Genomic DNA, 23,504 nt, shown 5'->3' with positions numbered 1-23,504 from the left:
AATAAGGGCAGTCCATGACAATACCATGTTAAAGGTCATTGACCGCCGTCATTTGACAGGAACCTTAAGGGACTTTATTCTAAAGCGGGATGGCTACCAAGAAGAAGGGCTTTAAGATCAGCCTCATAGTCGAAGCGTTTCAGAACCTCGAGAAGTCTTACGTGGATCTGAAAAAGCACCTCTCCCTCCCGAAAGAGGAGTTCCTTAGCAACAAGCTCGTTCTCGACAAGGTGAGGATAGACTTCAACTTAGCCTTCGAGAGCTCCATGAGGGTCTGCAGACACATGTCCGCTGTTCTCGGTCTCAGAACGAGCTCCAAGGACTGCCTTGTTAAGCTCGCCGAGCACATAGGCATGGAGGATGTGGAGAGGCTGAGAAAGTTCACCGAGTTTTACTTCAAGTACAGGGATCTAAAGGAATCAGTCTCTCCCGAAGAGCTTTACGACTTCATGAGGGAGAACCTCGTTATGTTCAAGGAGTTCGCAAGGGCTGTGGTGGAGTACATCAAGGAGACAACGGGTAACTACCTTCTGATAGACTTCGACCTACTCAACGAGAAGTCCAAGTTCATAAAGGACTCGGTTAAGAAGATTGACTTCGTTCTCTCTCAGGGGCTCGAAGAGTTCAAGAGCAAGCCGATGTACTACGACAGGACCAAGTACTTCTATCAGGTAGCCTACGACTCCCTCTTCGACATCTGCAAGCACCTCGCCCCCAAGTTCGGGATAAAGAAGTTCGGAGACGACTGCCTCTCCAAGATGGTCGAGCACGGGATAATCCCTCAGGAGCACTACATGGACGTCTTTAAGATGACGAACCTGAAGAACAAGCTCATAAGCACCTGGGAAGTTCCCCCGGAGGAGCTCTACGAGTCTCTGAAGGAACTCAACCCGAAGTTTGAAATAATAGTTAAGGAGATCTCGAAAAGCCTTAGGAAACTCTTAGAGGAGAGGAGCGTCAAGAGATGAACCTATTTATAACCGGCATAGGATCGGGTTTGGGTAAGGCTTTGACGGAGGAGGCTATTGCAAGAGGTTACAGAGTCTATGCCCTGAGCAGGCGCCTGCCCGAAGATCTTAAGGGAAGGATAGAGTTCGTGAGATGTGATCTCAGGGAGTTAGAGAGGGTTCAGTTCAAGGTTCTTGAGCTCTTAAAAGACGTAGAGAATCTCGACCTCGTCATACTGAACGCGGGTATCCTCGGGGAGTTCGGGGATATGCGCGATGTTCCCCTCTACAGGTTCCAAGAGGTAATGGATGTGAACGTATGGGCTAACAAGGTTATACTCGATACGCTCATCGATATGAAGATCCCCGTAAAGCAGGTCATAGGGATATCCTCCGGTGCCGCCCACAACTGCAACAGGGGCTGGAACGCCTACTCTATCTCCAAAGCCGCGTTGAACTGCCTCATAAAGCTCTACGCAAGGGAGATGGAGAGTTCCCACCTGATAGCCCTCGCGCCGGGACTGGTCCTGACCCCGATGCTCAAGGAGGTTATGAAGCAGGATCCGGAGAAGTATCCTTCCGTGAAGAGGATAAGAGAAGCGGATAAGAGAACTCCCGAGGAAGCTGCCAAGCTAATATTCGATCTTCTCCCAAAGCTCAGAGAGTTCGAGAGCGGATCCTTCGTGGACGTGAGGAAGATATAAACTCCGCTTCTCAGTCTCTATGAATTAAAAAATTCTGAAGTTTATCGCGAACCGAAGGGCCGTACTTCACGTACAGTTTACCCTTTTTCATGATTAGCTTAGTCACATTCCCTTCAAAACCGCTATGTGCCCAAAAGTTCCGCTCGGAAATATTTTTCTTCAGTTGAAAACCTTCTAACTAAAGTTTTGCAGATCTTGACAGGAAGCCACTCAAGTTGATAAAAAAGAACCTCCCCGAGGAAGTCCCCGAGGAGGTGAAGCTATGTTAAACGAAACCAAGTACCACGCTCTACTTAATATTTTCTCACAATCCCCCTACACTCTGTCATCCTCTCCTACTTATTCTGCCTCTGCCCTCTCAAGATTCCTTAGCTCTACCAACTTCAATCCTATGCCTCTGATCCGAGATCTCATTTCTTCACTCCTGTGTAAGCTTAACCCTTCAGATACCACCGCCTTCCTCATAGCAGATACCACTCTCTTGAGAAAAACAGGCTCAAAGATAGAAGGTATCAGAAAGCTCTACGATCCTTCCCTCAAAAGATCTGTTCTTGCTCACAAAGCCCTGGTTATCAGCCTCTCGGTTCAAAACTTCAGAATCCCTATTTACTTGGAGCTTCTGATTGACAAAAGCCCATAGATGCTCTGATATCTGTTCTCGGAGATCTCATTCCTCCACTGAAAAAGCTTTTCCCCAATCTCCTCTTTCTTTGCGATGCAGGGCTTACCTGCAACAGGCTTATTGACTTCCTTCTCTCTCAAGAGATAAACTTTGTTTGCGCCATAAGCCAGAGGAGAGTAGATGAAGAGACAGGACACAAATTAAGGGATCTGTGGTTTCCCAAGCCTGAAAGGATAAAGCTCAGAGGTATAGACAAGTGCCTTTACGCCTATAGGATAGGGGAAGGAACAGATAAGGAGAAGGTGGTAATAAGCAACAAATGGTTGAGTGCAAAGAGGTTTGAGAGCTACTACAAGGTGAGATGGGATATAGAGCATGAGATAAGGATTATGAAGGGGATGGGACTTGAGGACTATATGGTAAGGAGGCTCAGGGCTATAAAGCTCTGGATACTGGCTGTATGGCATGTGAGGCTTATAAGGCTCAAGGCAAGGCTAAGTGGTATAGACTTCAAGAGGTTTCTTCTTTCTCTTGTTATGCCTGACATTTACTTGCGGATTCTGGATCTGCTTGAGTTTTTTGAGTTACCGATACGACGAAGTTTGAGGTTTTCTTCTTTCCCTGATGATAGACTGGTCTTGCTCCTGTTCAAAGACTTTATGGGAGATCGCTCATGTTTCGCAAAAGTTTAGTCCGGTGATAAAACCCTTTCACTTGTGTTTAAAGAACCTCTGATTGATGAGAAGAACGCTCACCTTTACGCTTACCTGACCGCAGCTTATCTGAGGAGCAAGCTAAGGAACTGCACACGCATAACTCTTGAGACTTCTAACTCCTTCGCCTTCGCTCTTGGTTATTTCCTTGAAGACTACAAATGCTTAGCCCTCGTCCATCGCGAGAAGGTCGTTCACAGGATAGGAGGGGAATTTGCGGGTAAGCTCTATCTCCTGAACGCCTTTTCTTTAAGCATGCTCACCTCCAAAAAGGCTTTTGTGGAAGTTGAGAAGATACCGGTTCAGGAAGCCACAAAACTCTTGGAAACCAATCCATGGGTCTCCTACATCTCCCATGAATCCACTGCAAAGGTATTGAGCCGTTTTCTCGGAAAGGAGGTTCAGGTGAGACGCGAGAAGCTCATTCTTAAGCCGGGGGACAAGGCTTTAGTCTTCCAGATAGAGGTTAGACCTAAAGAAGGTCAGGTGTTTACGGAGGAGGAGATAAATAAAATAGTTGCTAAAAACCTCTTTTCCTTTAGGTTTGTTAAGGTATTGTGAGATGTTGCTGTTTTGTTCAAGGTATGCTGCCCATAAGTTTTTCCTGTTTGTCATGGTAACATATACAGAGGTTCCGTTGTAAATCCATAGCGTAAAGGTGTACAAAGCTTTTAGCATCTTACCCACTGGCCAACAAAGCTTTGAGCATCGAGGGTTTCGGAAGTGTTTGAATTTTAAGGAAAAGAAAATGGAGACGAGGGGATTTGAACCCCCGACCTCCGCCGTGCGAGGGCGGCGCTCTCCCAGTCTGAGCTACGTCCCCATACAGGTTATAAATTATACTTAGTCCATGGAAAGTCTCAAGGACAGGAAGAGCTTAGAGTCGAGAGAGTTAACTATTATTAATGAAGTTGCGAAGATACTGAGCAGGGGGTTGGACTTTAAGGAAGCTATCAACGAGATACTCAAGGCTCTTTACTCCTTTTGGGACGTAAGGTTAAGTTTCATGACACTCCTTGATCAAAATATAAAGGCTCTTAAGATAGTAGGAGCTTTTGGCTTTTCCGAAGAGGAAGTAAAGAGAGGCATCTTTAAAAAGGGAGAAGGTATCACCGGGAAGGTCTATAAAACCGGTATTCCGGCGGTTCTTTCGGACCTCAAGTCAAGCTCCGACTTCCTGAACAAGACGAGGGTGAGGGAAAGACTTACGGGAGACGAGACCTTTATAGCGGTCCCCGTCAGGGTTGGAGGGGATATAGTCGGCGTCCTTTCGGTCTTCAAGACCTTCTCCTCGAGGGAGAGCATTGAGAAGGGTCTCGAGATCCTGATGATCTTGGGAACACTGATAGGAATGTTTTACATGCTGAGCAGGAAGATGGAAGAGGAGAGGATGGAGTGGGAGGAGGAAAAGAGGGTTTTGAGGGAAGAACTTAAAAAGAACTACAACGTTCACGGCATAGTGGGGACGAGCGACGCTATCCTGAACCTCATCGAAACTGTTAAGAAAGTCGCCCAGACAGATACAACAGTCCTTATCCTCGGAGAGAGCGGAACCGGAAAGAGCCTTATAGCCAAGGCTATACACTTCATGAGCCAAAGGAAAGAGAAGCCTTTCATAACAATAAACTGCGCTGCGATACCCGAGACCTTACTCGAGGCGGAGCTCTTTGGTTACGAGAAAGGAGCTTTCACGGGAGCTACTACTTCTAAGAAGGGAAAGTTTGAGCTTGCCGACGGAGGAACGATCTTCCTCGATGAAATAGGCGATATGCCCCTCTCCCTTCAGGCTAAGCTCCTGAGAGTTATACAGGACAGGGAAATAGAACGTCTCGGCGGTGAGAAGGTGATAAAGGTAGACGTGAGGATAATAGCGGCGACCAACAGAGACCTGAAATCTATGGTTGAGGAGGGAAAGTTCAGAGAGGATCTTTACTACCGGCTAAACGTGGTTCCAGTTTACGTCCCACCGCTCAGAGAGAGAAGGGAAGACATACCTATACTGATAGAGCACTTCCTTGAGAGCTTCAACTCCAAGTACGGGAAGAAGGTTCGCATATCTCCGGAAGCCCTCGAGGTTCTGATGGATTACGACTGGCCCGGGAACGTGAGGGAGCTTGAGAACACCGTAGAGCGACTCGTCGTAATGCATGGGGGTCTCATAAAGGATATAGACCTGCCCCCTCACATACTCGCCAGCAGGCACAGGAAAAGGAAGGAAGGGGTTATGGATCTTCCGAAACACATCCAAGCTACCGAGAGGGAGAAGATAATAGAGGCTCTCGAGATGACAGGCTATGTAAAATCGAGGGCTGCAAAGCTCTTAGGATATACTCTAAGACAGCTCGACTACAGGATAAAGAAGTACGGAATAGAGATAAAGAAGTTCTGATGAAGTTCGATCCTCTCATCCCCGCCAGATTTCTGGAGAGATTAAACCGTTTTGTATGTCTCGTAGATCTTAAAGGAAAGGAGGAGAAAGCTCTAATAAGGAACACGGGAAGACTCAGTGAACTCCTGCAAAGGGGAAAGAGGGTTTATCTGAGGGAAAAGGCAAGCGGTAAGTACGGCTTCGAGCTCCTGCTCGTTGAACATCCCAAAACCCTCGTATGCGTGAACTCCCACCTTCCACCGAAGCTCCTCGTGGAGTATTTGAGTAAGAGCGGTTATCCGTGGGAGCTGAAGAGCTACAGGTTTGAATTTCCCCTCGGTGGCTCGAGGTTCGATCTGCTTATAAACGACAGAGTTTTGATCGAGACCAAGTCCGTGAATCTTGTTGTAGACGGGAAAGCTCTCTTCCCGGATGCTCCTACGATCAGAGGAAAACGGCACGTTGAGGAGCTTATGAACCTCGCCGATTCCTTCGAGCCTGCCGTTATATTTGTTGTCCAGAGGGAGGACGCTGAGAGCTTTGGTCCAAACTGGAAGACAGACCCAGAGTTCTCAGAGAGCTTAAAAGAGTTCGGCAGGAAGGGATACAGGATACACGCCTTCGGGTGCAGGGTGACCTTAGAGGAAATATATATAGAAAGAGAGCTACCTGTTGAGATCTGATAGGAGGTGGATAAGATGAGGGTGAGGATAACCGATCAAGATGCTCTCATAGTTGTAGATATGCAGAACGACTTTATGCCCGGTGGCGCCCTCCCAGTTCCGGAAGGGGATAGGATAGTTCCCGTTCTCAACGAGTATATAGAGCTCTTCGAAAAGAGGGGACTCCCCGTCTTCTTTACGAGGGATTGGCATCCGGAAAACCATATATCCTTCAAAGGATACGGGGGTGTCTGGCCTCCCCACTGCGTCCAGAATACCGAAGGAGCTATGTTTCACAAGGATCTCAAAATGCCCCTCGATAACAAGTTCATAATCTCCAAGGGAACCTCCCCCGACTTCGATGCCTACTCAGGCTTTCAGGGAACGGTTTTAGAATCCCTTTTGAGAGAAAGGGGTGTAAGAAGGGTATTTGTCGGAGGAGTTGCCACCGATTACTGCGTGAAGAACACCGTCTTGGGAGCTCTGAACCTCGGCTTTGGAGCCCTACTTCTCCTCGACGGTATAAAGGGTGTGGACGTTAAACCTGGAGACAGCGAGAAGGCAGTAGAGCTCATGTTAGAGAGAGGAGCGGTAGGTATAGAGCTGAAGGACTTGACAATTTGACAAAATTAGACTAAAATTTTATTAGAAAAACATTGTAAGGAGGTGGGAAAGATGAGAAGAGGATTGGCGTTATGGAGTCCCTTTGCAGAACTGGAGAGGATCAGAAAGGAGTTCGACAAACTCTTTGAAGAGGTCCTTCCTGCAAGAGCCGAAGGGGAGGAGATCTTCGTTCCTCCCGTAGATGTCTATGAAACCGACAGCGAAGTCGTCGTAAAGGCGGAGCTTCCCGGCGTTAAGAAGGAAGACATCGACGTCACCATCAGGGAGAACGCAGTTCACCTTAAGGCAGAAAGGAAGGAAGAAAGGGAGGATAAGACGGAGAACGTCCACAGGATAGAGAGGTTCTACGGAAGGATAGAGAGGATAGTCCCTCTCCCCGCAGAGGTCAAGCCTGAAGAGGCGAAGGCAGAGTACAAGGACGGCGTTCTCGAGATCAGGATACCAAAGGTGAAGGTAACAAAAGAAGCCAAGGTTAAGGTCAGCTAACGAGAGCGGGGAGCCTCTCAATCGAGGCTCCCAGACTTTTTAACTTCTCTTCGAGTTTCTCGTAACCCCTATCCAAGTGATATATATCCCTTATGATCGTGGTTCCTTCCGCAACCAGACCGGCGAGAACCAGCGAGGCGGAAGCCCTCAGATCTGTGGATACAACCTCTGCCCCCCTTAACTTATCGACTCCTTCTATAAAGGCGGACCTTCCCTTTATCTCTATATTCGCCCCCATCTTCACCATCTCAAAGGCATGTTGAAAGCGGTTCTCGAATATACTCTCGTAAACCATTGACTTTCCTTCGGTAATCGAGAGGAGAGCCATAAACTGAGCCTGCATATCTGTGGGGAATCCCGGATACTCTTTTGTAACTATCTCTAAAGGATTTAACCCAACACCCCTCCTTATCCTGATTAAGTTACCGAGCACCTCTATAATTCCCCCTACTTCCTTCAACTTCTCTAACACAGATTCCATGTGGTCGAGCCTAACGTTCTCAAGATAGAGCTCTCCGTCGGTTATGAGGGATGCAATCATCAACGTGCCCGCCTCTATTCTGTCCGGTATAACCCTGTGGGAAAAGCCTCTCAGTTGGGAAGAGCCCTCCACTATAGCGGTTCTACCCTCTACCGAAATTTCTGCGCCCATCTTCCTGAGAGCTTCAATTAGATCCATAACCTCAGGCTCTAAGGCGATATTCCTCAATACGCTCCTTCCTTCCACCGAGGCGAGGTAAAGCAGAGCGTTCTCCGTTCCTGTAACTGTGATCAGGTCGAACTTAAACTCTACAGGTCTCTTTTTCTCTATCTTCAAGTTCACGTAGCCGTCTTTTACAACTACCTCCGCTCCAGCGCTTATAAAGAACCTAAGATGTTGATCGATCGGCCTCGCTCCTATGGAACACCCGCCCGGTAGAGCCACCCGTGCCTGGCCGAACCTCGCCAGCAGAGGTCCCATGGTAAGGACAGAAGCCCTCATCTTCTTGACGATGCTCTCAGGTGTTTCCGATCTTCTGACTCCCTCGGTGGATATCCTCAGAAAACCTTCTCTCGAAAACTCCCCACCGAGTATCCTTATGAGCTCTAAAGCGTTTCTGACGTCTAAGAGATCGGGAACGTCCTCTAAAAGGCACTCCTCCACCGTGAGTAATGTTGCGAAGACTATCGGTAGGCTCGAATTCTTAGATCCCGAGACCCTTACCTTCCCCCTCAGTCTCGCCCCACCCTCTACCACGAAGATCTCAGAGGAATATGAGGTGGTGTTCATCATCCTTTGGGATTATTATCTTAACAACATCCCCGTCCCTCGAGTAAAAGATCTGGATTCCCTCGTCCTCCTCCTTAGAGTGGATCGGCTCGTCGGAGTATATAACTACGATCCTATCCTTCTCTTCGATCACCTTCGGATAGTTCATATCCTAACCACCACGCAGGTGAGAGCCTCCCTGACTCCCTCGAGGGAATGGATCTTGTTGATCACGAGTCTTCCGAGCTCGTCCTGATTGGGAACCTCGACGAAGACAATTATGTCGTAGGGTCCCGTGACAACGTCGGCGGTCTTCACACCCTCGAAGGTGGAGAGAGCGAGCATTATGGAGGGTATCTCCCTCGGATCAGCCTTGATGAGTATGTAAGCCCTTATAGCGTGCTCTCCTTCAAGTTCCATCAGCTCTGTTATAGACATAGGATAAGCTTTCTCTTCTGTCGACATCTCTAACCTCCTCGGCGAATATTCTGAATATTATAGATGCGGCGTTGGGATTTCTCTTCATCTCTCTGATAGCCCTGAAGACGAGCTTTCTCACGTAAGGGTTTTCCCTCTCCATCTCCCTCGTCCTCTCCTTCAGCTTCAGTATGAGAGGCTCTATCTTCAGGCTCTCGAGCCAGCCCATGAATTTCTTAACCTCATCCCAGAGTATTATCTCACCCCTCTTAGCCTCTCTAAGCCTATCCTTCAGATTGCTCTCGACCACCTCCTTCAGGTCGTCTATGTCGTACAGAAAGACCTCGTCTATCTTTCCGACCGAAGGCTCCACGTTCCTCGGGACGGAAATGTCTATGAAGAACATGGGTTCGTAATTCCTCCTCTTCATGGCGGACTTTACCATCTTCTCGGTAATCACGAAGTTCCTTGCTCCCGTGGAGACGATAACTATGTCCATATTGCTCAAGAAGTCCTCGAGTTCCTCGAACCTCAGAGCATTCCCGCCGAGCTCTTGAGAAAGCTTAAGAGCTTTCTCATAGGTTCTGTTAGTTATGAATATCTGACAGCCGAGACGCTTGAGATAGTTGGCGGCGAGTTCACCCATCTCCCCCGCACCCACAAGGAGAACCTTAGCCTTCTTGAGATCCCCGAATATCTTCTTCGCGAGCTCAACAGCGGCATAGCTCACCGAAACTGCGTTCCTGCTTATGCCCGTTTCTACCCTAACCCTCTTGGAAGCCTTGAGAGCCTTTTCAAAGAGCCTGTTTAGTATCTTTCCTGTCGTCCCCACCTCCCTCGCCACCCTGAAGGACTCCTTAAACTGAGCGACTATCTGAGGTTCCCCCACCACCATGGAGTCAAGGCTTGAAGCGACCTTAAAGACGTGAAAAACTGCCTCCTCTCCCCTCTTCACAAACATAAACCTCTCCCAGTCCTCAGAGCCCTTTTCCTTCAGAAACAAGGAGAGTAAAAGGTTTACACTCTCCTCATGGGTAGCGTAGGCGTAAAGCTCTACCCTGTTGCAGGTGGAAAGTACACAGAGCTCCTCCACACCGGAGGCAGTCTTGAGCTGGGGGAGAATCTTCTTTGTTTCCTCCAAGTTACAGGCTAACCTCTCCCTCACCTCAACGGGAGCGGTTTTAAAGTTCACTCCAAGGGCGTAAACTTCCCCCATCAGGATAATTATATGTCCTGTTAAAATTAAAGTTAGTATGAAGAGGCTCCTTCCTATGCTTCTGGTTCTCTTCTTCATAGGATGTGCCACCACACCGAGGGTTCCTATACACAAGGTGGTCGGATCTCCAACCGTTAGAACAAAGGTTGTGCTCTTGAAGAACAGGGACTTGGATTTAGCTTATCAGAAGATAGCTGTGAGGGAGTTCGAAGCCGCTCTTTTGAGAGAACCCATCTCATTTTCTATAAAAAAGACCCTCGGCGAAAAGGTGGATCTTGTCCTGATAACAAGGAAGGAGGTTCAGGTAATAAACAGCCTATCTCCCGAAGAGATAGTCAAGATAGGACGGGAGTCTGACGTTCAGGCGGTTGTAGTTGTGGAGCCTATGAAGATAGATTATAGCGAATGGGTCACGAGGGAAGATGAGGAGGTTTGTGTCGTAAGGAACGCTAAGGTTCTTGTATCGGCAAAGGTCACAGAGACAAAAAAGGGAGAGGTAGTCTTAGCAGGGGTCTACGAAGGGAAGGCTAAGGCTAAGCAGTGTTCTAAGGGGATACAGAGAACGGACAAACTCCCTTCTAAGGACTCTTTAATAATTAAAGCTCTGAAGGACGCAGCCTCTAAGTTCTCTGGGGAGTTCTGGTCTAATCTGTAGCGTAGCCGTAATCCTTCAGGGCTAACTTCATTATCTTCACGGGAGCCTCGCAGCCCGTCCATATCCTGAAGCTCTCAGCCCCCTGATAGACGAGCATAGGAAAGCCGTTCTGGTAAAGACACCCCTTCTCCCTCGCTACCTTTATGAGCTGGGTCTCTTTATAGATAAGATCAACTACCGTATGGAAACTTCCTATCTTTGAGTAGTCGAAAAGAGGTTTATCTTCAGGTCTCAGCCCCACGCTCGTCGTGTTCACAATTATCTCCACCTCGTTCAATATTTCCTCAACCGAGTTCACCACCTCTCCCCCGAACTCCTCCGAAAGGTTTAGAGCCTTCTCCCTGGTTCTGTTCCAGAGGAAAATCTTCGCACCGACCTTCTTCAGAGCGTAGAGCACAGCCCTTGACGCTCCCCCGGCACCGAGGACGAGAACTTTTCTGCCTCGTGGATCCGTCAGTTCCTCTATAGCCCTCAAAAAGCCTATCCAGTCTGTGTTGTAAGCTTCTATACCATCAAGGGTGAACTTCAACGTGTTGGCAGCCCCTATCTCCTTAACCTCCTCGCTCAGAAAGTCTGCAATATTTAGAACCTTTTCCTTGTGGGGAACAGTTACGTTCAATCCCTTCACTCCAGACTTCTTTAAGCCTCTTAACGCCTCCTCGAGATCCTGAGGCGCTATCTCGAAGGGAACGTAAACCGCATCTATTCCTAAGTAAGAGAATGCAGCGTTTTGAAATACGGGAGAGAGGGAATGTTTAACGGGGAAGCCTATTACTCCATATACCTCGGTGCTTCCCCTTACGTTCATGTAAGCTCTATCTTGCTCGGAAGTATCTCTACCTTCTTAACCCAGCTAAGGTTTCCTTTTAGAGCTATGTCCACAACGTTCTTGAGAGAAACGTCCACAACCGGGCAGTCGGAGCATCCTCCTACGAACTGGAGGTAAACGACCCCGTCCTCGATATTCACTATCTTGAGGCTCCCCTGGTGATCCTTGAGGGCAGGTCTGATCTTTTCAAGAACCTTTTCTACCTCGTCAAACTCCTTCTTAACCATCAGATCTCCTCCAGTTTTTTATTATAAAGAGTCTGAATTTCCCTTATGAGGCTTCCAGCTTCCTCCTCCCCGACCTTCATAAGCCTGAAGAAACCTCTGAGAGTCAGCTTATCGACAACTACGTCCTCCACGTCAAGCTCCGTAAGTTTCGTATAGCCGTAGTTCATAAGTATATCCTTAGCCTCTGGAAAGATTTCGAAGAGCTCCTTTAAAAGTATGTCCTCCGTTATCTTGACCGTGGTCATTTCAGCTCCTTCACCTTCTTAACAAAGAGATGGTACTCTCCGTCCTCTTCGTACATGCCGAGGAACTCCTGACCAGTGGACTGACACCAGGCGGGAATGTCCTCCTTGACCCCTGGATCGTCAGCTATAAGCTCAAGGATCTGACCTATCTCCATCTCCTTTATCTGCTTCGCGGTCTCCGCTATGGGAACGGGACAGTAAGTCCCCGTAACATCGTGAACGACGTCAGGCTTGATCTCTTCCAACTTCATCTCACCGCTCCTTCTCTGTGATAGATCTTGAGGGGCTCGATCTCCTCATCACTAACGGGATAGCCCCTCAAAACGAGTTCCCTTTCACCTACCTTCATGTATATATCAGATTCTTCCCTCTTGGAGTATCTGGCTATGATATTCGCTATGGTTTGAAGCTCCTCTTCCGAGGGATTACCTTTTATCAACGCGAAAGTTCCCTTACCGTCGAGTCTGTAGGCGTGGTTGTATCTGGTTCTAAAACCTTTCAGGAAGTTCACCTCTCCCTCGTTCCTCGCCACTATGAGCTTAACACCAGAGGGAAGCCTCAAATGTCTTCCTACAGAGAACAGGACGAGGTCATCTCTGGTTATCATACCCTCAACAGCAAAGGCTTCTCTGAACCTTGCAGCGTAGTTCTCATCGGTCAGATAACAGCATCCACCAGCGGGCTGTTCGTACTCCAGACCGTACTTTTTAGCGAGTTCTATCTGAACCTTCCTGCTCCTCCCCTTTATGCCGAGGAGCTTCTCCCTATCAACCCAGCCTTTTATTTCGGGTATAGTAGGAGGAAGAACCTTAGCGGATAGAGGTCTGAGTATGTATCCTTCAAGACCAGCTTCTTTCTCTATCAATTTCAACCTTTCCGGCGTTTGGCTCATAGGTCTTTGATAGAGAACCTCTCCCGTGATCACAAAGTGGTAGCCTTCCCTCTCCATTATCTCCTTCGCCTTTCTGAGCATCATTATCCTGCAGTCTATGCAGGGGTTTACGTTCTTTCCGTAACCAAACTTAGGGTTCAGTACAACATCGTAGTATTCCTCGGATATATCCACTATCTCAAGGGGAACTTTGAGCTGGGCTGCCGCCTTTAATGCAGGATTGACATACTGCTGCCCGTCCTCACGGGTAAGACCGAGGCGCCTCTTGTGTTCCGTTATGCAGAAGCCTGTGTAGAAGTGGAGAGCCCTGACCTCGATCCCCTGCTCCTGAACGAGGCGGACAGCTAAGGAACTGTCGAGCCCTCCGCTTAGAAGTGCGACAGCCCTTATCCTTTCCATCTTATGTGCTGAGGAACTCGAACTCGCCCTGTTCTTCCTCTTCCTCCTCTTCGTAACAATCGGGTATCTTGGCAGCTTCCTCTTCCCTGCCCTGCTTCATCAGGTAGTCCTTTATGGCTACGTGTAAGGTTTCGAGACCCAGGTTCGTGCAGTGGATCTTCTGAGGAGGGAGTCCCCCGAGCTCCTCGAAAATATCCTTGTAGGTCAGGTTGAGGGCGTAGTCTATGGGCTTGCCCTTTATCATCTCCGTAAGCTGGGAACTGACCGCTATGGCTGAACCGCACCCGAAGGTCTTAAACCTGACGTCCTCTATGACATCGTTCTCAGGATTCACCTTTATGGTAAAGAGCATAGCGTCCCCACAAGCAGGATTACCACACTGCCCCACACCGTTTGCATCCTCAAGCACACCAACGTTCCTCGGGTTCAAGAAGTGATCAAGCACCTTCTCGTTGTATTCGAAGCTCATCTCAGCACCTCCTATCCGTTTAAATTTTAACAGTTATTAATATCTCCTCGTCTCGTCGTCAAGTTATGACAGAAGTCAAGTGAGTTAGAATATTCCAAGGCTATGAGGAGTCTTATTTCGAGTAAAGACCTGAGAAAAGAAGAGGTTTTAAAGATACTCAGGAGAGCGAGAGATTTCAAGATCGGGGAGACCGAAACGGTTGAAGGAGACGTAGTTCTTCTCTTTCTGGAACCCTCGACAAGAACCAGGATCTCCTTTGAGAAGGCCTGTAGAAACTTGGGACTTAGAACTTATACCGTGCTGGGTGAAAGCAGTTCGATCACCAAGGGGGAGAGCTTCTTTGATACCTTGAAGACTTTCGAAGCCCTCGGATTTTCAGCTATTGTGTTCAGAGTTCCCTTCGTGGTCTTTCCCTACGAAGATCTATTGGAAAAGGTGGGACTCCCGCTTATAAACGCCGGGGACGGGACCCACCAACACCCGACACAAGGACTAATAGATCTCTTCACACTGCTCGAGCGCTTTGACAGCATTGAAGGGCTCAAGATTCTCTACGTGGGTGATATAGCCCACAGTAGGGTGTTCAGATCTGGGGCGCCCCTATTGAGAATGTTTGGAGCGAAGGTATCCGTATGCGGACCGAGGACTCTGATACCAAGAGATATACATGTATTTGAGGTGGAGTATGTATTCGATAGCGTGGATGAAGGGATGGAGTGGGCGGACGTCGTTATATGGCTCAGACTCCAGAAGGAAAGGCAGAAAGAGAACTTTATACCTTCGGAGAGGAGCTACTTTGAGCAGTTCGGACTGACGAAGGAAAGACATGAAAGGCTAAAGAGCTTCTTTATGCACCCTGGTCCTGTAAACAGAGAGATAGACGTAGACAGTGCTCTGCTTTACTCAGAAAAGTCTCTGATACTCGATCAAGTAAAAAATGGGATCCCCGTAAGGATGGCAGTGCTAAGCTGGTGTATGGAATGATAAGGGTAGGTCTTGGCTTCGATTCCCACGAGTTTGAGAAAGGGAAGCCCCTCCTCCTCGGCGGGATCGAGATAGATTTTCCTTACGGTCTTAAGGGACATTCGGACGGGGATGCCCTTCTCCATGCTATAACCGACGCTATTCTCGGAGCTCTTGGAGAGCCCGACATAGGTGAGCTCTTTAGCGATAAAGACGAAAGGTGGAAAGATGCACCCTCAAGGATATTTCTGGAAGAGGCACTCAGAAGGATGAAGAACAAGGGGTACGGAATAGTTAACGCGGACTGTACTATTATAGCCAACGAACCCAAGATAGCTCCCTGGAAGGATAAGATAAGAAGGAGTCTCTCGGAACTCCTGGAGATCGATGAGGATAGGATTTCGGTAAAGGGGAAGAGAAGGGAAGGCTTCACCAAGGAGAATGGAATAGCCTGTCTCTGTGTTGTTCTTCTGGAGGCTCTGGATTGAGGGTAAATCTCGTCCTCTCAGGAGGAGCGGCGAGAGGAGTAGCTCATATAGGTGCAATAAAAGCCTTTGAGGAACTCGGAATAAAGATTAAGGCTCTCAGTGGATCGAGTGCGGGCGCTCTTGTGGCGGTTTTTTACTCTCAAGGATATTCTCCTGAAGAGATGTTAAAGCTCATTAAAAGAACGAGGTGGATAACCCTATTTAAGCCTAAGATACCCAGAAAAGGGTTGTTTTCTTTATCTAAAGCGGAAAAAGAACTTAAAAATCTCATCGAAACCGATAGACTTGAGGATCTTCCCATAAAAACCTTCGTGTGCGTTACCGACTTCCTGAAAGCAAAACCACTCTATTTCGACAGGGGGGATCTCGTCCCCGTACTCTTAGGGAGCTGTGCTTTACCGGGTATATTCGAACCTGTGATATATGAAGGCAATGTCTTCATAGACGGGGGTGTTATGAATAATCTTCCGGTGGAACCCTTCGAAAGATACAGAACTCCAAAGGTAGGTATAGACGTGAATCCAATAGAAGAGGTGGAAAACGTCGGAAATATAGTGAACGTTCTCCTCAGGAGCTTCTTCTTAGCTGTCAGGTCGAACGTGGATAAGAGAAGGGAGCTCTGCGACGTTGTGATAACTCCCGATATACTCTCCTACTCTCCCTTAGATATCAGGAAGGCAGATGACCTCTTCAGACTCGGTTACGAAAAGACGTTGAAGGTCATGAGGAAGTTCATCGGAGATTAAATTGGTTATACTATCCCTTTAAGGAGTTCAGACATGAGGAAGATAGAGGTAACGGACGTATCTTTGAGGGATGGCATTCAGAGCCTCCTTGCAACGAGGGTAAGAACGGAAGATATGCTGGATGTCCTTGAGGTTCTTGACAAGTGCGGCTTCTGGTCCTTTGAGGTCTGGGGTGGAGCTACCTTCGACGTGTGTTTGAGATTTCTAAAGGAGGACCCCTGGGAGAGGTTGAGGAAGTTCAAGGACGTCGCCAAGAACACGAAGTTGGAGATGCTCCTGAGGGGTCAGAACGTTGTCGGTTACAGACACTACGCCGACGATGTGGTCGAGGAGTTTGTTAAAAGAGCTTACGACAACGGTATAGAGGTCTTCAGGATATTCGATGCCCTCAACGACACGAGGAACATGTGGAAATCGATAGAGACAGCCAAAAAGGTAGGAGCGACAGTTAAGGGAGTCCTCTCCTACACTATAAGCCCGGTTCATACCGTTGAGTACTACGTCGGTATAGCGAGGGAACTCGTGGACATGGGAATAGACATAATCTCCATAAAGGATCAGGCGGGACTCCTTTCACCTAAGATGGCTTACGACCTCGTATCGGCTTTAAAGTCGGAGTTCCCGAATTATCCCGTCCATCTTCACACCCAAACGACGGCGGATCTGGCAGAGATGGCTCAACTGAAGGGAATCGAGGCGGGAGCGGATATGATAGATACCGCCTTTTACACACTGTCCTGTCAAACCTCCCACCCGCCGGGAGAGACAATGATATACGTCTTAAGGGAGTTCGGCTACGAGGTTAACATCGATGCGGAGCTCTACAAGAAGGCGGGAGACCTTTTCAGATCGGTGAGGGAGAAGTATAAGAAGTTCGATGTTCTCCCCCCCTACCCCGATGTAGGGGTTCTCATACATCAGATACCTGGTGGAATGATAACCAACTTTATAAATCAGCTCAGGGAGCAGGGACTTGAAGAAAAGCTCGAAGAGGTTCTCGAAGAGGTTGTAAGAGTTCGTGAGGAACTCGGCTACCCTCCCCTCGTTACACCAACAAGTCAGATAGTCGGAACACAGGCTTTTATGAACGTCCTCCACGGGGAAAGGTATAAGGTCGTTACGAAGGAAACCAAGGATTACGTCAAAGGTCTCTACGGAAGACCCCCTGCACCCATTAAGGAAGAAGTACTCAGGAAGATACTCGGAGAGGAGGAGCCTATCTATGACAAGAGACCGGCAGATCTCTTAGAGCCAGAACTCGATAAGCTCAGGGAGGAAGCTAAAGAGGCTGGGGCAAGGAATGAGGAGGACGTTCTCTCATACGTTCTCTTCCCGGTGGTTGCCAAGGAGTTCTTCGAGTGGAGGGAAAAGGTTGAGAGGGGAGAAGTTCCGCCCGTTCCGGTTGAAGAAGTTGCTGAAGAAGCCTGCCCGGAAAAGGCTCCTGTGGAGTTCAACATAACCGTTCACGGGGAGCAGTACCACGTCCAGATAGCGGGAAGAGGTGAGGAAACGGCGGGAGGAAGGACCTTCTTCATAAGGCTTGACGGAAGGCTTGAGGAAGTAGTTCTCCAACCGATAAGGGAGGTGGAGGTAAGCGGAAGCTACGAGATATCCGAAGGCGCTCCCGTTACTCCAAGGAGACCAAAACCGAGAGATGTAGGAGACATTACCTCTCCTATATCGGGTAAGGTTGTGAACATAAAGGTGAGCGTCGGTCAGGAGGTGAAGGAGGGAGACGTTATTTTGGTAGTAGAGGCGATGAAGATGGAGAACGAGATCCACAGTCCCGTTGACGGAGTGGTGGAGGAGATACTCGTTCAGGTGGGCGAGAGCGTAAACCCTGACGAGGTTCTGGTGAGGGTGAAACCTAAAAGGAGATGAAGTTAAGTAAAGGAACGCTAAGGGAGCTTGGTAAGCTCCTTCTCGATTTTTCCAAGATATCAGGTGGTCTTGGACTTATCCTTCCATACCTGCGCGGTAAAGAATTTAAAGATCCGGAAATATTATCAGCGTTTATATTTACGGTTATTTTTATAGTGTTGGGTATACTCCTTCTGGAGGTTGGAAAGGATGAATGACGCTCTTATAGTACAGCTGATAATCTTCGGAACGGTAGCTTTTATAGGACTTTTAGCTCTTCTAATATCTATCAATCAAAAAAAAGAGGCTCCGAGGTGATATGCCCGCTTTAAAAATCGCCCTGCCCAAAGGAAGGCTCTTTGAGGAAAGCGTCGATCTCCTTATCTCAAAAGGAATTCTAAAGGAGAGGATAGAGGAGGGAAGGAGGCTTATCCTCGAGGTAAACGGACTCAAACTCTTCCTCGTAAAGCCCTTCGATGTCCCCGTCTATGTAGAGAGCGGAGCGGCGGATTTAGGTTTCTGCGGTTACGACGTATATCTTGAGAGGAAACCGGAGGTTTACAGGATACTCGACTTAGGAATAGGAAAGTGCAGGATATCTGTTGCGGGAAAGCCTGAGAGCTTGGAGCGTTACGGAACCTGCTCCTTTATAAAGGTGGCTACCAAGTATCCGAGGATAGCTAAGTACTTCTTCTCCAAGAAGGGGATAAAGGCTCAGGTCGTTGAACTCAGCGGTTCAGTTGAGCTCGCCCCCTTAGTAGGCGTGGCGGAGTTCATAGTTGATCTCGTCCAGACCGGTAGAACTCTGAGGGAAAACGGCTTGGTGGAAATTGAGAAGATAGACGACTCCTCAGCGTGGTTGATCTGCAACAGGGCGAGCTTCAGGAATAAGAAGGAGGAGATTTTAGAGTTTATAAGATCACTTGAGGGCTAAGTCAACGAACTCCCTGAAGAGATAGTAAGAATCGTGAGGACCGGGGGAGTTCTCCGGATGATACTGGACAGCAAAGATGGATAGTTCTCGGTGCCTTATGCCTTCAACGGTCTCATCAAGGAGGTTCAGATGGGTTACTTCCACCTCCGGAGGGAGTGAATCGGGATCTATAGCGAAGTTGTGGTTCTGAGCGGTTATCTCCACCTTCCCGGTTCTGAGATCCTTTACGGGATGGTTCCCTCCGTGATGACCGAACTTCAGCTTGTAGGTTTTCCCTCCAAGAGCGAGTCCGATTATCTGACAGCCAAGGCATATACCGAAGATCGGTTTCTTCTCCATGAACTTCTTCACGAGCCTTATACCGGAAACCACCCTTTCGGGATCACCCGGTCCGTTGGAAAGGAATATGGCGTCTGGATCTTCCCTCTCCACGAACTCCTCGGCGGTCTCCGGAGGAACTACGACTACCTTAGCTCCTTCTTTTATGAGCCTCCTTAAGATGTTGAACTTCACCCCGAAGTCTATGACCGCTATAAGAGGCCTGTCGTTTTCCCTTCTGATATACCCTTTGAAAAGATCCCACTCCCCCTGATCCCAGTGGTAGATCTCCTTCGTGGATACCTCCTGAACGAGGTCTAACTCCGAAATGTCGGGGACTCTCCTCGCCCTCTCGACCAGCTTTTTGGGATCTAAAGTTTCGGTAGATATGACACCCCTTATTACTCCATGTTCTCTTATCTTCTTCACGAGCGCCCTCGTGTCTATTCCCTCTATTCCGACAACCCCGTTCTCCTTCAGATACTCGTGAAGAGACTTCTGTGCCCTCCAGTTGGAGTACCTTGAAAATGCCTCCTTGACGACGAAGCCGTTTACCTGAACCTTCTTAGACTCTATATCTTCCAGATTAACCCCGTAGTTGCCCATCTGAGTGTAGGTCATAACCACTATCTGTCCCTTATAGGAAGGATCTGTGAGAATCTCCTGATAGCCCGTCATGGAAGTGTTGAAGATGAGCTCTCCCTGAGTCTCTCCCTCCGCCCCGAAGGATCTACCTACGAAGTAGGTTCCGTCCTCCAAGGCTAATACGGCTTTCTTCATATTGGGAAGATTGTAGAATATTTTAAATGGACTTTGCAAAGCTTCAGGGATCGGGAAACGACTTCATTTTGATAGACAACCGGGACGGAAAGGTTTATGAAACTATAGAAAGGCTCGGAGTTTGTCTTAAAGAGTTCGTCGTAAAGCTCTGCGAGTTCCACACAGGGATAGGTGCGGACGGACTGATACTTATAGAAGATCCAGAGTCTCCGGAGAACGACTTTAGATGGCAGTTCTTCAACGCGGACGGATCGGAAGCGGAGATGTGCGGTAACGGATCCAGATGCGCGGTTCGCTTCTGCTACGATTTGGGGATAGTTGATGAGAAGGTTAGGTTCGAGACCCTTGCGGGTGTTATAAAGGCGGAGGTTCTTGACGGTGGAAAGAGAGTAAAGGTTCAGCTCACACCCCCTTCCGAGCCACAGGAGAAGGTACTGGATGTGAACGGAGAGAAAATTGAAGGCATCTTCATAAACACGGGAGTTCCCCACTTCGTTGTTCCGGTGAGAGACATAGATAAGATAGACGTAAAAAAGCTCGGCAGGGAGATTAGATTCCACGAGGAGTTTCAGCCGAAGGGAACGAACGTGAACTTTATAGAGCCTGTCTCCGAGAACGCCATAAGGATAAGAACCTACGAGAGGGGAGTTGAGGCGGAGACCTTAGCCTGCGGGACAGGAGCTACGGCAGGAGCGATAGTAGCCTACTTAAAAGGTCTTGTGAAGGAAGTTCCCGTAGAGGTAAAGACCAAGAGCGGAGAGATCCTTAAGATAGAGTTCGACGAGGATCTCAGAGAGGTGTTCTTGGACGGGAGCGTTTACAAGGTCTTTGAAGGGACTCTAAGCTACGAGATATTCAGAGATTGAGCCTCCTACTAAGCCTGAGAGCTTCCCGATCGATTTCTTTGTACTCCTTAGCTCTTTCAAAGTCTTCTATGTAAAACCTACCCTTTTCGTAGGCTACAAAGCCCGACCTCTCCCCCGACAGAACAGACTCAACCGCCACTTCCCCAAACTTCATACCCATTATCCTGTCTGTGTGGGTAGGAATACCTCCCCTCTGGAGGTGTCCGAGAACAGTCGCCCTTATCTCTCCGTACCTCTCCCCTATCTCCTTCAGCAGAAAGCTCCTCAGATCCTCAGCCCTACCGTACCCTTCCGCCATGACGATTATGAAGTGTATCTTTCCCATCTCCTTGGCTCTGACTATGTCCTCAGGAATTTTCTCCATAGGATATTCCTCTTCAGGAACGAGAATAAGCTCCGCTCCCGTAGCCAAGCCCGCCTCAACGGCGATAAATCCTCTATTCCTCCCCATCACCTCCACTATAAAGATCCTTTCGTGGGAACTTGCAGTATCCCTGATCTTGTCTATGGCGTCCACCGCGTTCCTCAGGGCAGTATCGTAGCCTATGCAGTACTCTGTCCCGCCTACGTCGTTGTCTATCGTGCAGGGAACACCGATCACGGGAATTCCGCTCTCCTCCGCTATCAGCTCCGCTCCTCTGAAAGTTCCCTCTCCACCCAGAACTATGAGGGCTTCTATCTCCTCCCTTCTCACGTGTTCATACGCTTTCTCTCTGAACTTCAGATCCTTGAAACGTTCATCTCTGCTACTCAGGAGGATCGTTCCGCCCCTGTCTAAGATACCTCCGACGTCTCTGCTCTTTAAGGGGATGAAATTCCCCTCTATAAGACCCCTGTATCCCCTCCGTATACCGATAACTTCATGACCGAGGGAGTGGGCGGTTCTGACCACCGATCTTATCACCGCGTTCATACCGGGAGCGTCCCCTCCCGAACAGAGGATACCTATCTTCATGGTAACTCTATCTCCCTTTCAAACACGTCTTTCCACGTGTAGGGAGGTTTTTCGGGTATCTTGAACTCTTTAATATCGTATCCGTTATTTACAAGCCATTTATAGATTCTGTCCCTCGCATCCTCCCACGCCCTTTTGAGGTGCTTGTCTCCTATCCTCTTCTTTAAGCTCGGAGAGTCTTCAAAAGCTCTTTTCAGTTTCCTTCTGTGCTCCCTTATGCTTATGAGCCATCCCACTCCGCCTGACGAAATATCCCTCAAATGATCCCACTTGTAGAGATGCTCGAGAACTACGCTCAAATTGGAAACGAAACGATCAATCTCCTGCTTTATGCTCATCTGGAGTTCCTCTACGAGGTTTTCCCTGTCTATCATCTCAAGCCTGTTTTCCTTTAAAAGCTTTATGTTCTCTTCAAGCCATCCTACGTAATCCTTTTCGTAGAAATTATATTTGAAAACCCCATCAAAGTCTCCTATTGAATGGAGGTAGTTCATAGTGTTCACATTCATATTGCTCTAAAAGTTTGCGTTCCTCTCTCCCAATATCATCGTCGTCATTCAACACTTTAAAATAGACATGAATTCTATATCCTTCTTCCAATAATCTAACCAAGAAGTCCCCAACTCTTCTGTTTGTTATTTGACTTTTATCCGGATTAGAAGAGTAACGATCTAATCTGGTTTCAAACTTTTTTGCTCTACCTATATAAAGTATATCACTTCTACCCTGCAGCCTACCAAATTCTTCGCACAATATAAAAGCATAAACACCCTTCCCCTCAAGAACGCCATCTCTTCCTATTAGTTCTAACTTTCCTGTATCACTTAACTTCCATTCACCATATATCTCAAAACCTCGTTCTCTTAAATTTTCTGAATTCATCATGGTATTAAATTTATTAGGTCATCGATTAAAATTCAAGCATGCCAAACTACAGGCTCAGGCTCGCCTTTGTGGGAACGAACTATCACGGATGGCAGATACAGCCCGGCGTTCCGACCGTTCAGGGAACGTTGAAGGAGGCTATTGAGAAAATCCTCTGTGAAGAGGTAAAACTTATAGGTTGTTGCAGAACTGACGCAGGGGTTCACGCCAAGGACTACGTAGCCAACTTCTGGAGTTCCAAAAATATGGAGACCTACAAACTCCTTCGGGGTCTGAACTCCCTCCTTCCTAAGGACATCGGCGTTTACGAGGTGGAAGAGGTGGAGGAAGAGTTCAATTCGAGGTATTCGGTAAAGGGAAAGGTTTATCTTTACAGAATTTGGAACTCACACACCAGAGATCCGTTCCTTTACCCCTTCTCATGGCAAATCACGAGGGATCTCGACATCGAAAGTATGAAGGAGGCGGTAAGGATGCTCAGCGGACTCCATGACTTCAGAGGTTTTGCAAAGTTAGAGGATGAAAAGAGTACGCTTATAGATCTTAAGATAGAGCTTTCTAAAAAAGGAGAGCTAATAGAACTGAGGTTCACCGCCTCCCACTTTCTAAGGTATATGGTCAGGAGGCTCGTGGGGGCGATAGTCTGGACTGCAGAGAGGAAGCTTCGCCCAGAGGATATAAAAAGATTTCTCGAAGGAGAAAACTTCCCCTACACCGCTCCCGCGAAGGGGCTTACCTTAGAAAAGGTACAGCCTTAGTCCGCCTTTACCTCAACGGGCTTCTCTTCCTTTTCCTCCTCTTTCTTCTCGAAGTCGGAGGGTTTTATATCCTTAAGCTTTTCCCTTAACTTCTTCCTCTCCTCAACTATAGCCTTGAGCCTTTCATACTCCTCCATAGAGAAACACATGTCTCTCACCTCCTTACTCAGAAATTTGAGCCGTAATAGCGTACGGTCAATCTGCCCTTAGATATGGCTAACTCTCCC

34 protein-coding genes and 1 tRNA gene are annotated in these 23,504 nt (G+C 48.1%); 18 read left to right on the top strand and 17 right to left on the bottom strand.

Annotated elements, in window-relative coordinates; genetic code table 11:
• Window positions 1-89: 89 nt before the first annotated feature.
• Together ACZ483_RS01155 and ACZ483_RS01150 are read left to right on the top strand one after the other, a co-directional pair.
• Window positions 90-968, top strand: coding sequence for a DUF86 domain-containing protein (locus tag ACZ483_RS01155; RefSeq protein ID WP_464324339.1), 879 nt, complete (start codon window positions 90-92; stop codon window positions 966-968).
• Window positions 965-1,651, top strand: coding sequence for an SDR family NAD(P)-dependent oxidoreductase (locus tag ACZ483_RS01150; protein ID WP_464324338.1), 687 nt, complete (start codon window positions 965-967; stop codon window positions 1,649-1,651). Before ACZ483_RS01155 ends, ACZ483_RS01150 begins: the two co-directional genes overlap by 4 nt.
• Before the next feature lie 10 nt (window positions 1,652-1,661).
• On the opposite strand, the gene ACZ483_RS01145 is transcribed toward ACZ483_RS01150, so the two are convergent.
• Entirely contained in the window at window positions 1,662-1,802 is a 141-nt protein-coding gene (locus tag ACZ483_RS01145) for a TM1812 family CRISPR-associated protein (protein ID WP_464325157.1), read from the bottom strand.
• A 111-nt stretch (window positions 1,803-1,913) separates the two neighbouring features.
• Here ACZ483_RS01145 and ACZ483_RS01140 point away from each other — a divergent pair, with 111 nt between their 5' ends.
• Genes ACZ483_RS01140 through ACZ483_RS01130 form a run of 3 tightly spaced genes read left to right on the top strand, consistent with a single transcriptional unit; the run spans window position 1,914 to window position 3,547 of the window.
• The gene (locus ACZ483_RS01140) at window positions 1,914-2,291 is read left to right on the top strand and encodes a transposase (RefSeq protein WP_464324175.1); all 378 of its coding nucleotides are present in this window, start codon (window positions 1,914-1,916) and stop codon (window positions 2,289-2,291) included.
• Entirely contained in the window at window positions 2,288-2,965 is a 678-nt protein-coding gene (locus tag ACZ483_RS01135; RefSeq protein ID WP_464325156.1) for a transposase, read from the top strand. The genes ACZ483_RS01140 and ACZ483_RS01135 overlap by 4 nt, the downstream gene beginning before the upstream one ends.
• A gap of 24 nt (window positions 2,966-2,989) precedes the next feature.
• Entirely contained in the window at window positions 2,990-3,547 is a 558-nt protein-coding gene (locus ACZ483_RS01130; protein WP_464324337.1) for an STIV orfB116 family protein, read from the top strand.
• Window positions 3,548-3,735: 188 nt separating this feature from the next.
• Here ACZ483_RS01130 and ACZ483_RS01125 read toward each other — a convergent pair.
• A tRNA-Ala gene (locus ACZ483_RS01125) sits at window positions 3,736-3,809 on the bottom strand.
• Window positions 3,810-3,836: 27 nt separating this feature from the next.
• On the opposite strand from ACZ483_RS01125, the gene ACZ483_RS01120 reads away from it, so the two are divergent.
• Genes ACZ483_RS01120 through ACZ483_RS01105 form a run of 4 tightly spaced genes read left to right on the top strand, consistent with a single transcriptional unit; the run spans window position 3,837 to window position 7,126 of the window.
• Window positions 3,837-5,375 carry a sigma-54 interaction domain-containing protein gene (locus ACZ483_RS01120; protein WP_464324336.1) on the top strand — a complete coding sequence of 513 codons (1,539 nt, stop codon included), beginning with the start codon at window positions 3,837-3,839 and terminating at the stop codon, window positions 5,373-5,375.
• Entirely contained in the window at window positions 5,375-6,037 is a 663-nt protein-coding gene (sfsA, locus tag ACZ483_RS01115) for a DNA/RNA nuclease SfsA (protein WP_464324335.1), read from the top strand. Before ACZ483_RS01120 ends, sfsA begins: the two co-directional genes overlap by 1 nt.
• Before the next feature lie 15 nt (window positions 6,038-6,052).
• The gene (locus ACZ483_RS01110) at window positions 6,053-6,640 is read left to right on the top strand and encodes a nicotinamidase (protein ID WP_464324334.1); all 588 of its coding nucleotides are present in this window, start codon (window positions 6,053-6,055) and stop codon (window positions 6,638-6,640) included.
• Window positions 6,641-6,691: 51 nt separating this feature from the next.
• Window positions 6,692-7,126 carry an Hsp20/alpha crystallin family protein gene (locus ACZ483_RS01105; protein WP_464324333.1) on the top strand — a complete coding sequence of 145 codons (435 nt, stop codon included), beginning with the start codon at window positions 6,692-6,694 and terminating at the stop codon, window positions 7,124-7,126.
• Here ACZ483_RS01105 and murA read toward each other — a convergent pair.
• From murA to hemA, 4 genes are read right to left on the bottom strand one after another with little or no spacing between them, the layout of a single operon-like run.
• Complete coding sequence (gene murA, locus ACZ483_RS01100) at window positions 7,119-8,399, bottom strand: UDP-N-acetylglucosamine 1-carboxyvinyltransferase (protein WP_464324332.1); 1,281 nt, start codon at window positions 8,397-8,399, stop codon at window positions 7,119-7,121. The genes ACZ483_RS01105 and murA overlap by 8 nt on opposite strands.
• Window positions 8,371-8,544, bottom strand: coding sequence for a hypothetical protein (locus ACZ483_RS01095; RefSeq protein ID WP_464324331.1), 174 nt, complete (start codon window positions 8,542-8,544; stop codon window positions 8,371-8,373). Before ACZ483_RS01095 ends, murA begins: the two co-directional genes overlap by 29 nt.
• A complete protein-coding gene (locus tag ACZ483_RS01090) occupies window positions 8,541-8,813 on the bottom strand; it encodes an Lrp/AsnC family transcriptional regulator (RefSeq protein ID WP_464324330.1) in 273 nt (90 codons plus the stop codon). Before ACZ483_RS01090 ends, ACZ483_RS01095 begins: the two co-directional genes overlap by 4 nt.
• Window positions 8,785-10,086, bottom strand: coding sequence for a glutamyl-tRNA reductase (hemA, locus tag ACZ483_RS01085; RefSeq protein WP_464324329.1), 1,302 nt, complete (start codon window positions 10,084-10,086; stop codon window positions 8,785-8,787). Before hemA ends, ACZ483_RS01090 begins: the two co-directional genes overlap by 29 nt.
• Between hemA and ACZ483_RS01080 the strand changes: the two genes are divergently transcribed.
• On the top strand, window positions 10,064-10,663 hold the full coding sequence (locus tag ACZ483_RS01080; protein ID WP_464324328.1) for a hypothetical protein: 600 nt from the start codon (window positions 10,064-10,066) through the stop codon (window positions 10,661-10,663). The genes hemA and ACZ483_RS01080 overlap by 23 nt on opposite strands.
• Here ACZ483_RS01080 and ACZ483_RS01075 read toward each other — a convergent pair.
• The 6 genes from ACZ483_RS01075 to ACZ483_RS01050 are packed head-to-tail and all read right to left on the bottom strand — an operon-like array spanning window position 10,653 to window position 13,724.
• Window positions 10,653-11,471 (bottom strand): shikimate dehydrogenase, encoded by an 819-nt coding sequence (locus ACZ483_RS01075; RefSeq protein WP_464324327.1) that lies wholly within the window; start codon window positions 11,469-11,471, stop codon window positions 10,653-10,655. The two genes, ACZ483_RS01080 and ACZ483_RS01075, sit on opposite strands and share 11 nt — an antisense overlap.
• The gene (locus tag ACZ483_RS01070; protein WP_464324326.1) at window positions 11,468-11,719 is read right to left on the bottom strand and encodes a NifU family protein; all 252 of its coding nucleotides are present in this window, start codon (window positions 11,717-11,719) and stop codon (window positions 11,468-11,470) included. The genes ACZ483_RS01075 and ACZ483_RS01070 overlap by 4 nt, the downstream gene beginning before the upstream one ends.
• Entirely contained in the window at window positions 11,719-11,964 is a 246-nt protein-coding gene (locus tag ACZ483_RS01065) for a DUF1858 domain-containing protein (RefSeq protein WP_464324325.1), read from the bottom strand. Before ACZ483_RS01065 ends, ACZ483_RS01070 begins: the two co-directional genes overlap by 1 nt.
• The gene (locus ACZ483_RS01060) at window positions 11,961-12,215 is read right to left on the bottom strand and encodes a sulfurtransferase TusA family protein (RefSeq protein ID WP_464324324.1); all 255 of its coding nucleotides are present in this window, start codon (window positions 12,213-12,215) and stop codon (window positions 11,961-11,963) included. The genes ACZ483_RS01065 and ACZ483_RS01060 overlap by 4 nt, the downstream gene beginning before the upstream one ends.
• Window positions 12,212-13,255: a hypothetical protein gene (locus ACZ483_RS01055; protein WP_464324323.1), complete on the bottom strand. Its 1,044-nt coding sequence runs from the start codon at window positions 13,253-13,255 to the stop codon at window positions 12,212-12,214. The genes ACZ483_RS01060 and ACZ483_RS01055 overlap by 4 nt, the downstream gene beginning before the upstream one ends.
• A gap of 1 nt (window position 13,256) precedes the next feature.
• Window positions 13,257-13,724, bottom strand: a complete 468-nt coding sequence (locus tag ACZ483_RS01050; protein ID WP_464324322.1) for an iron-sulfur cluster assembly scaffold protein — start codon at window positions 13,722-13,724, stop codon at window positions 13,257-13,259.
• Between the two features lie 102 nt (window positions 13,725-13,826).
• On the opposite strand from ACZ483_RS01050, the gene ACZ483_RS01045 reads away from it, so the two are divergent.
• From ACZ483_RS01045 to hisG, 6 genes are all read left to right on the top strand, one after another.
• Window positions 13,827-14,708 (top strand): aspartate carbamoyltransferase catalytic subunit, encoded by an 882-nt coding sequence (locus ACZ483_RS01045; RefSeq protein ID WP_464324321.1) that lies wholly within the window; start codon window positions 13,827-13,829, stop codon window positions 14,706-14,708.
• Window positions 14,705-15,175, top strand: a complete 471-nt coding sequence (gene ispF / locus ACZ483_RS01040; RefSeq protein WP_464325155.1) for a 2-C-methyl-D-erythritol 2,4-cyclodiphosphate synthase — start codon at window positions 14,705-14,707, stop codon at window positions 15,173-15,175. Before ACZ483_RS01045 ends, ispF begins: the two co-directional genes overlap by 4 nt.
• A complete protein-coding gene (locus ACZ483_RS01035; protein ID WP_464324320.1) occupies window positions 15,172-15,921 on the top strand; it encodes a patatin-like phospholipase family protein in 750 nt (249 codons plus the stop codon). The genes ispF and ACZ483_RS01035 overlap by 4 nt, the downstream gene beginning before the upstream one ends.
• Before the next feature lie 33 nt (window positions 15,922-15,954).
• The gene (gene oadA, locus ACZ483_RS01030; RefSeq protein ID WP_464324319.1) at window positions 15,955-17,802 is read left to right on the top strand and encodes a sodium-extruding oxaloacetate decarboxylase subunit alpha; all 1,848 of its coding nucleotides are present in this window, start codon (window positions 15,955-15,957) and stop codon (window positions 17,800-17,802) included.
• On the top strand, window positions 17,799-17,999 hold the full coding sequence (locus ACZ483_RS01025; RefSeq protein WP_464324318.1) for a hypothetical protein: 201 nt from the start codon (window positions 17,799-17,801) through the stop codon (window positions 17,997-17,999). The genes oadA and ACZ483_RS01025 overlap by 4 nt, the downstream gene beginning before the upstream one ends.
• A 101-nt stretch (window positions 18,000-18,100) precedes the next feature.
• Window positions 18,101-18,715, top strand: coding sequence for an ATP phosphoribosyltransferase (hisG, locus tag ACZ483_RS01020; RefSeq protein ID WP_464324317.1), 615 nt, complete (start codon window positions 18,101-18,103; stop codon window positions 18,713-18,715).
• Here the strand turns inward: hisG and carA are convergent.
• Window positions 18,701-19,813: a glutamine-hydrolyzing carbamoyl-phosphate synthase small subunit gene (gene carA, locus ACZ483_RS01015; protein WP_464324316.1), complete on the bottom strand. Its 1,113-nt coding sequence runs from the start codon at window positions 19,811-19,813 to the stop codon at window positions 18,701-18,703. The genes hisG and carA overlap by 15 nt on opposite strands.
• Before the next feature lie 26 nt (window positions 19,814-19,839).
• Between carA and dapF the strand changes: the two genes are divergently transcribed.
• On the top strand, window positions 19,840-20,679 hold the full coding sequence (dapF, locus tag ACZ483_RS01010; RefSeq protein ID WP_464324315.1) for a diaminopimelate epimerase: 840 nt from the start codon (window positions 19,840-19,842) through the stop codon (window positions 20,677-20,679).
• Here the strand turns inward: dapF and ACZ483_RS01005 are convergent.
• Genes ACZ483_RS01005 through ACZ483_RS00995 form a run of 3 tightly spaced genes read right to left on the bottom strand, consistent with a single transcriptional unit; the run spans window position 20,669 to window position 22,519 of the window.
• The gene (locus ACZ483_RS01005; RefSeq protein ID WP_464324314.1) at window positions 20,669-21,634 is read right to left on the bottom strand and encodes an ATP-dependent 6-phosphofructokinase; all 966 of its coding nucleotides are present in this window, start codon (window positions 21,632-21,634) and stop codon (window positions 20,669-20,671) included. The genes dapF and ACZ483_RS01005 overlap by 11 nt on opposite strands.
• Window positions 21,631-22,128, bottom strand: a complete 498-nt coding sequence (locus tag ACZ483_RS01000; RefSeq protein ID WP_464324313.1) for a DUF29 domain-containing protein — start codon at window positions 22,126-22,128, stop codon at window positions 21,631-21,633. The genes ACZ483_RS01005 and ACZ483_RS01000 overlap by 4 nt, the downstream gene beginning before the upstream one ends.
• The gene (locus ACZ483_RS00995) at window positions 22,097-22,519 is read right to left on the bottom strand and encodes a GIY-YIG nuclease family protein (protein WP_464324312.1); all 423 of its coding nucleotides are present in this window, start codon (window positions 22,517-22,519) and stop codon (window positions 22,097-22,099) included. Before ACZ483_RS00995 ends, ACZ483_RS01000 begins: the two co-directional genes overlap by 32 nt.
• A gap of 38 nt (window positions 22,520-22,557) precedes the next feature.
• Between ACZ483_RS00995 and truA the strand changes: the two genes are divergently transcribed.
• Complete coding sequence (gene truA / locus ACZ483_RS00990; protein WP_464324311.1) at window positions 22,558-23,277, top strand: tRNA pseudouridine(38-40) synthase TruA; 720 nt, start codon at window positions 22,558-22,560, stop codon at window positions 23,275-23,277.
• Here truA and ACZ483_RS00985 read toward each other — a convergent pair.
• A complete protein-coding gene (locus ACZ483_RS00985) occupies window positions 23,274-23,426 on the bottom strand; it encodes a hypothetical protein (RefSeq protein ID WP_464324310.1) in 153 nt (50 codons plus the stop codon). The genes truA and ACZ483_RS00985 overlap by 4 nt on opposite strands.
• Window positions 23,427-23,504: the final 78 nt, after the last annotated feature.

The sequence above is a fragment of the Hydrogenivirga okinawensis genome (assembly GCF_055385515.1).
Note: the sequence above shows the minus strand (reverse complement) of the source record. Positions and strands in the feature narration are given on the sequence as shown.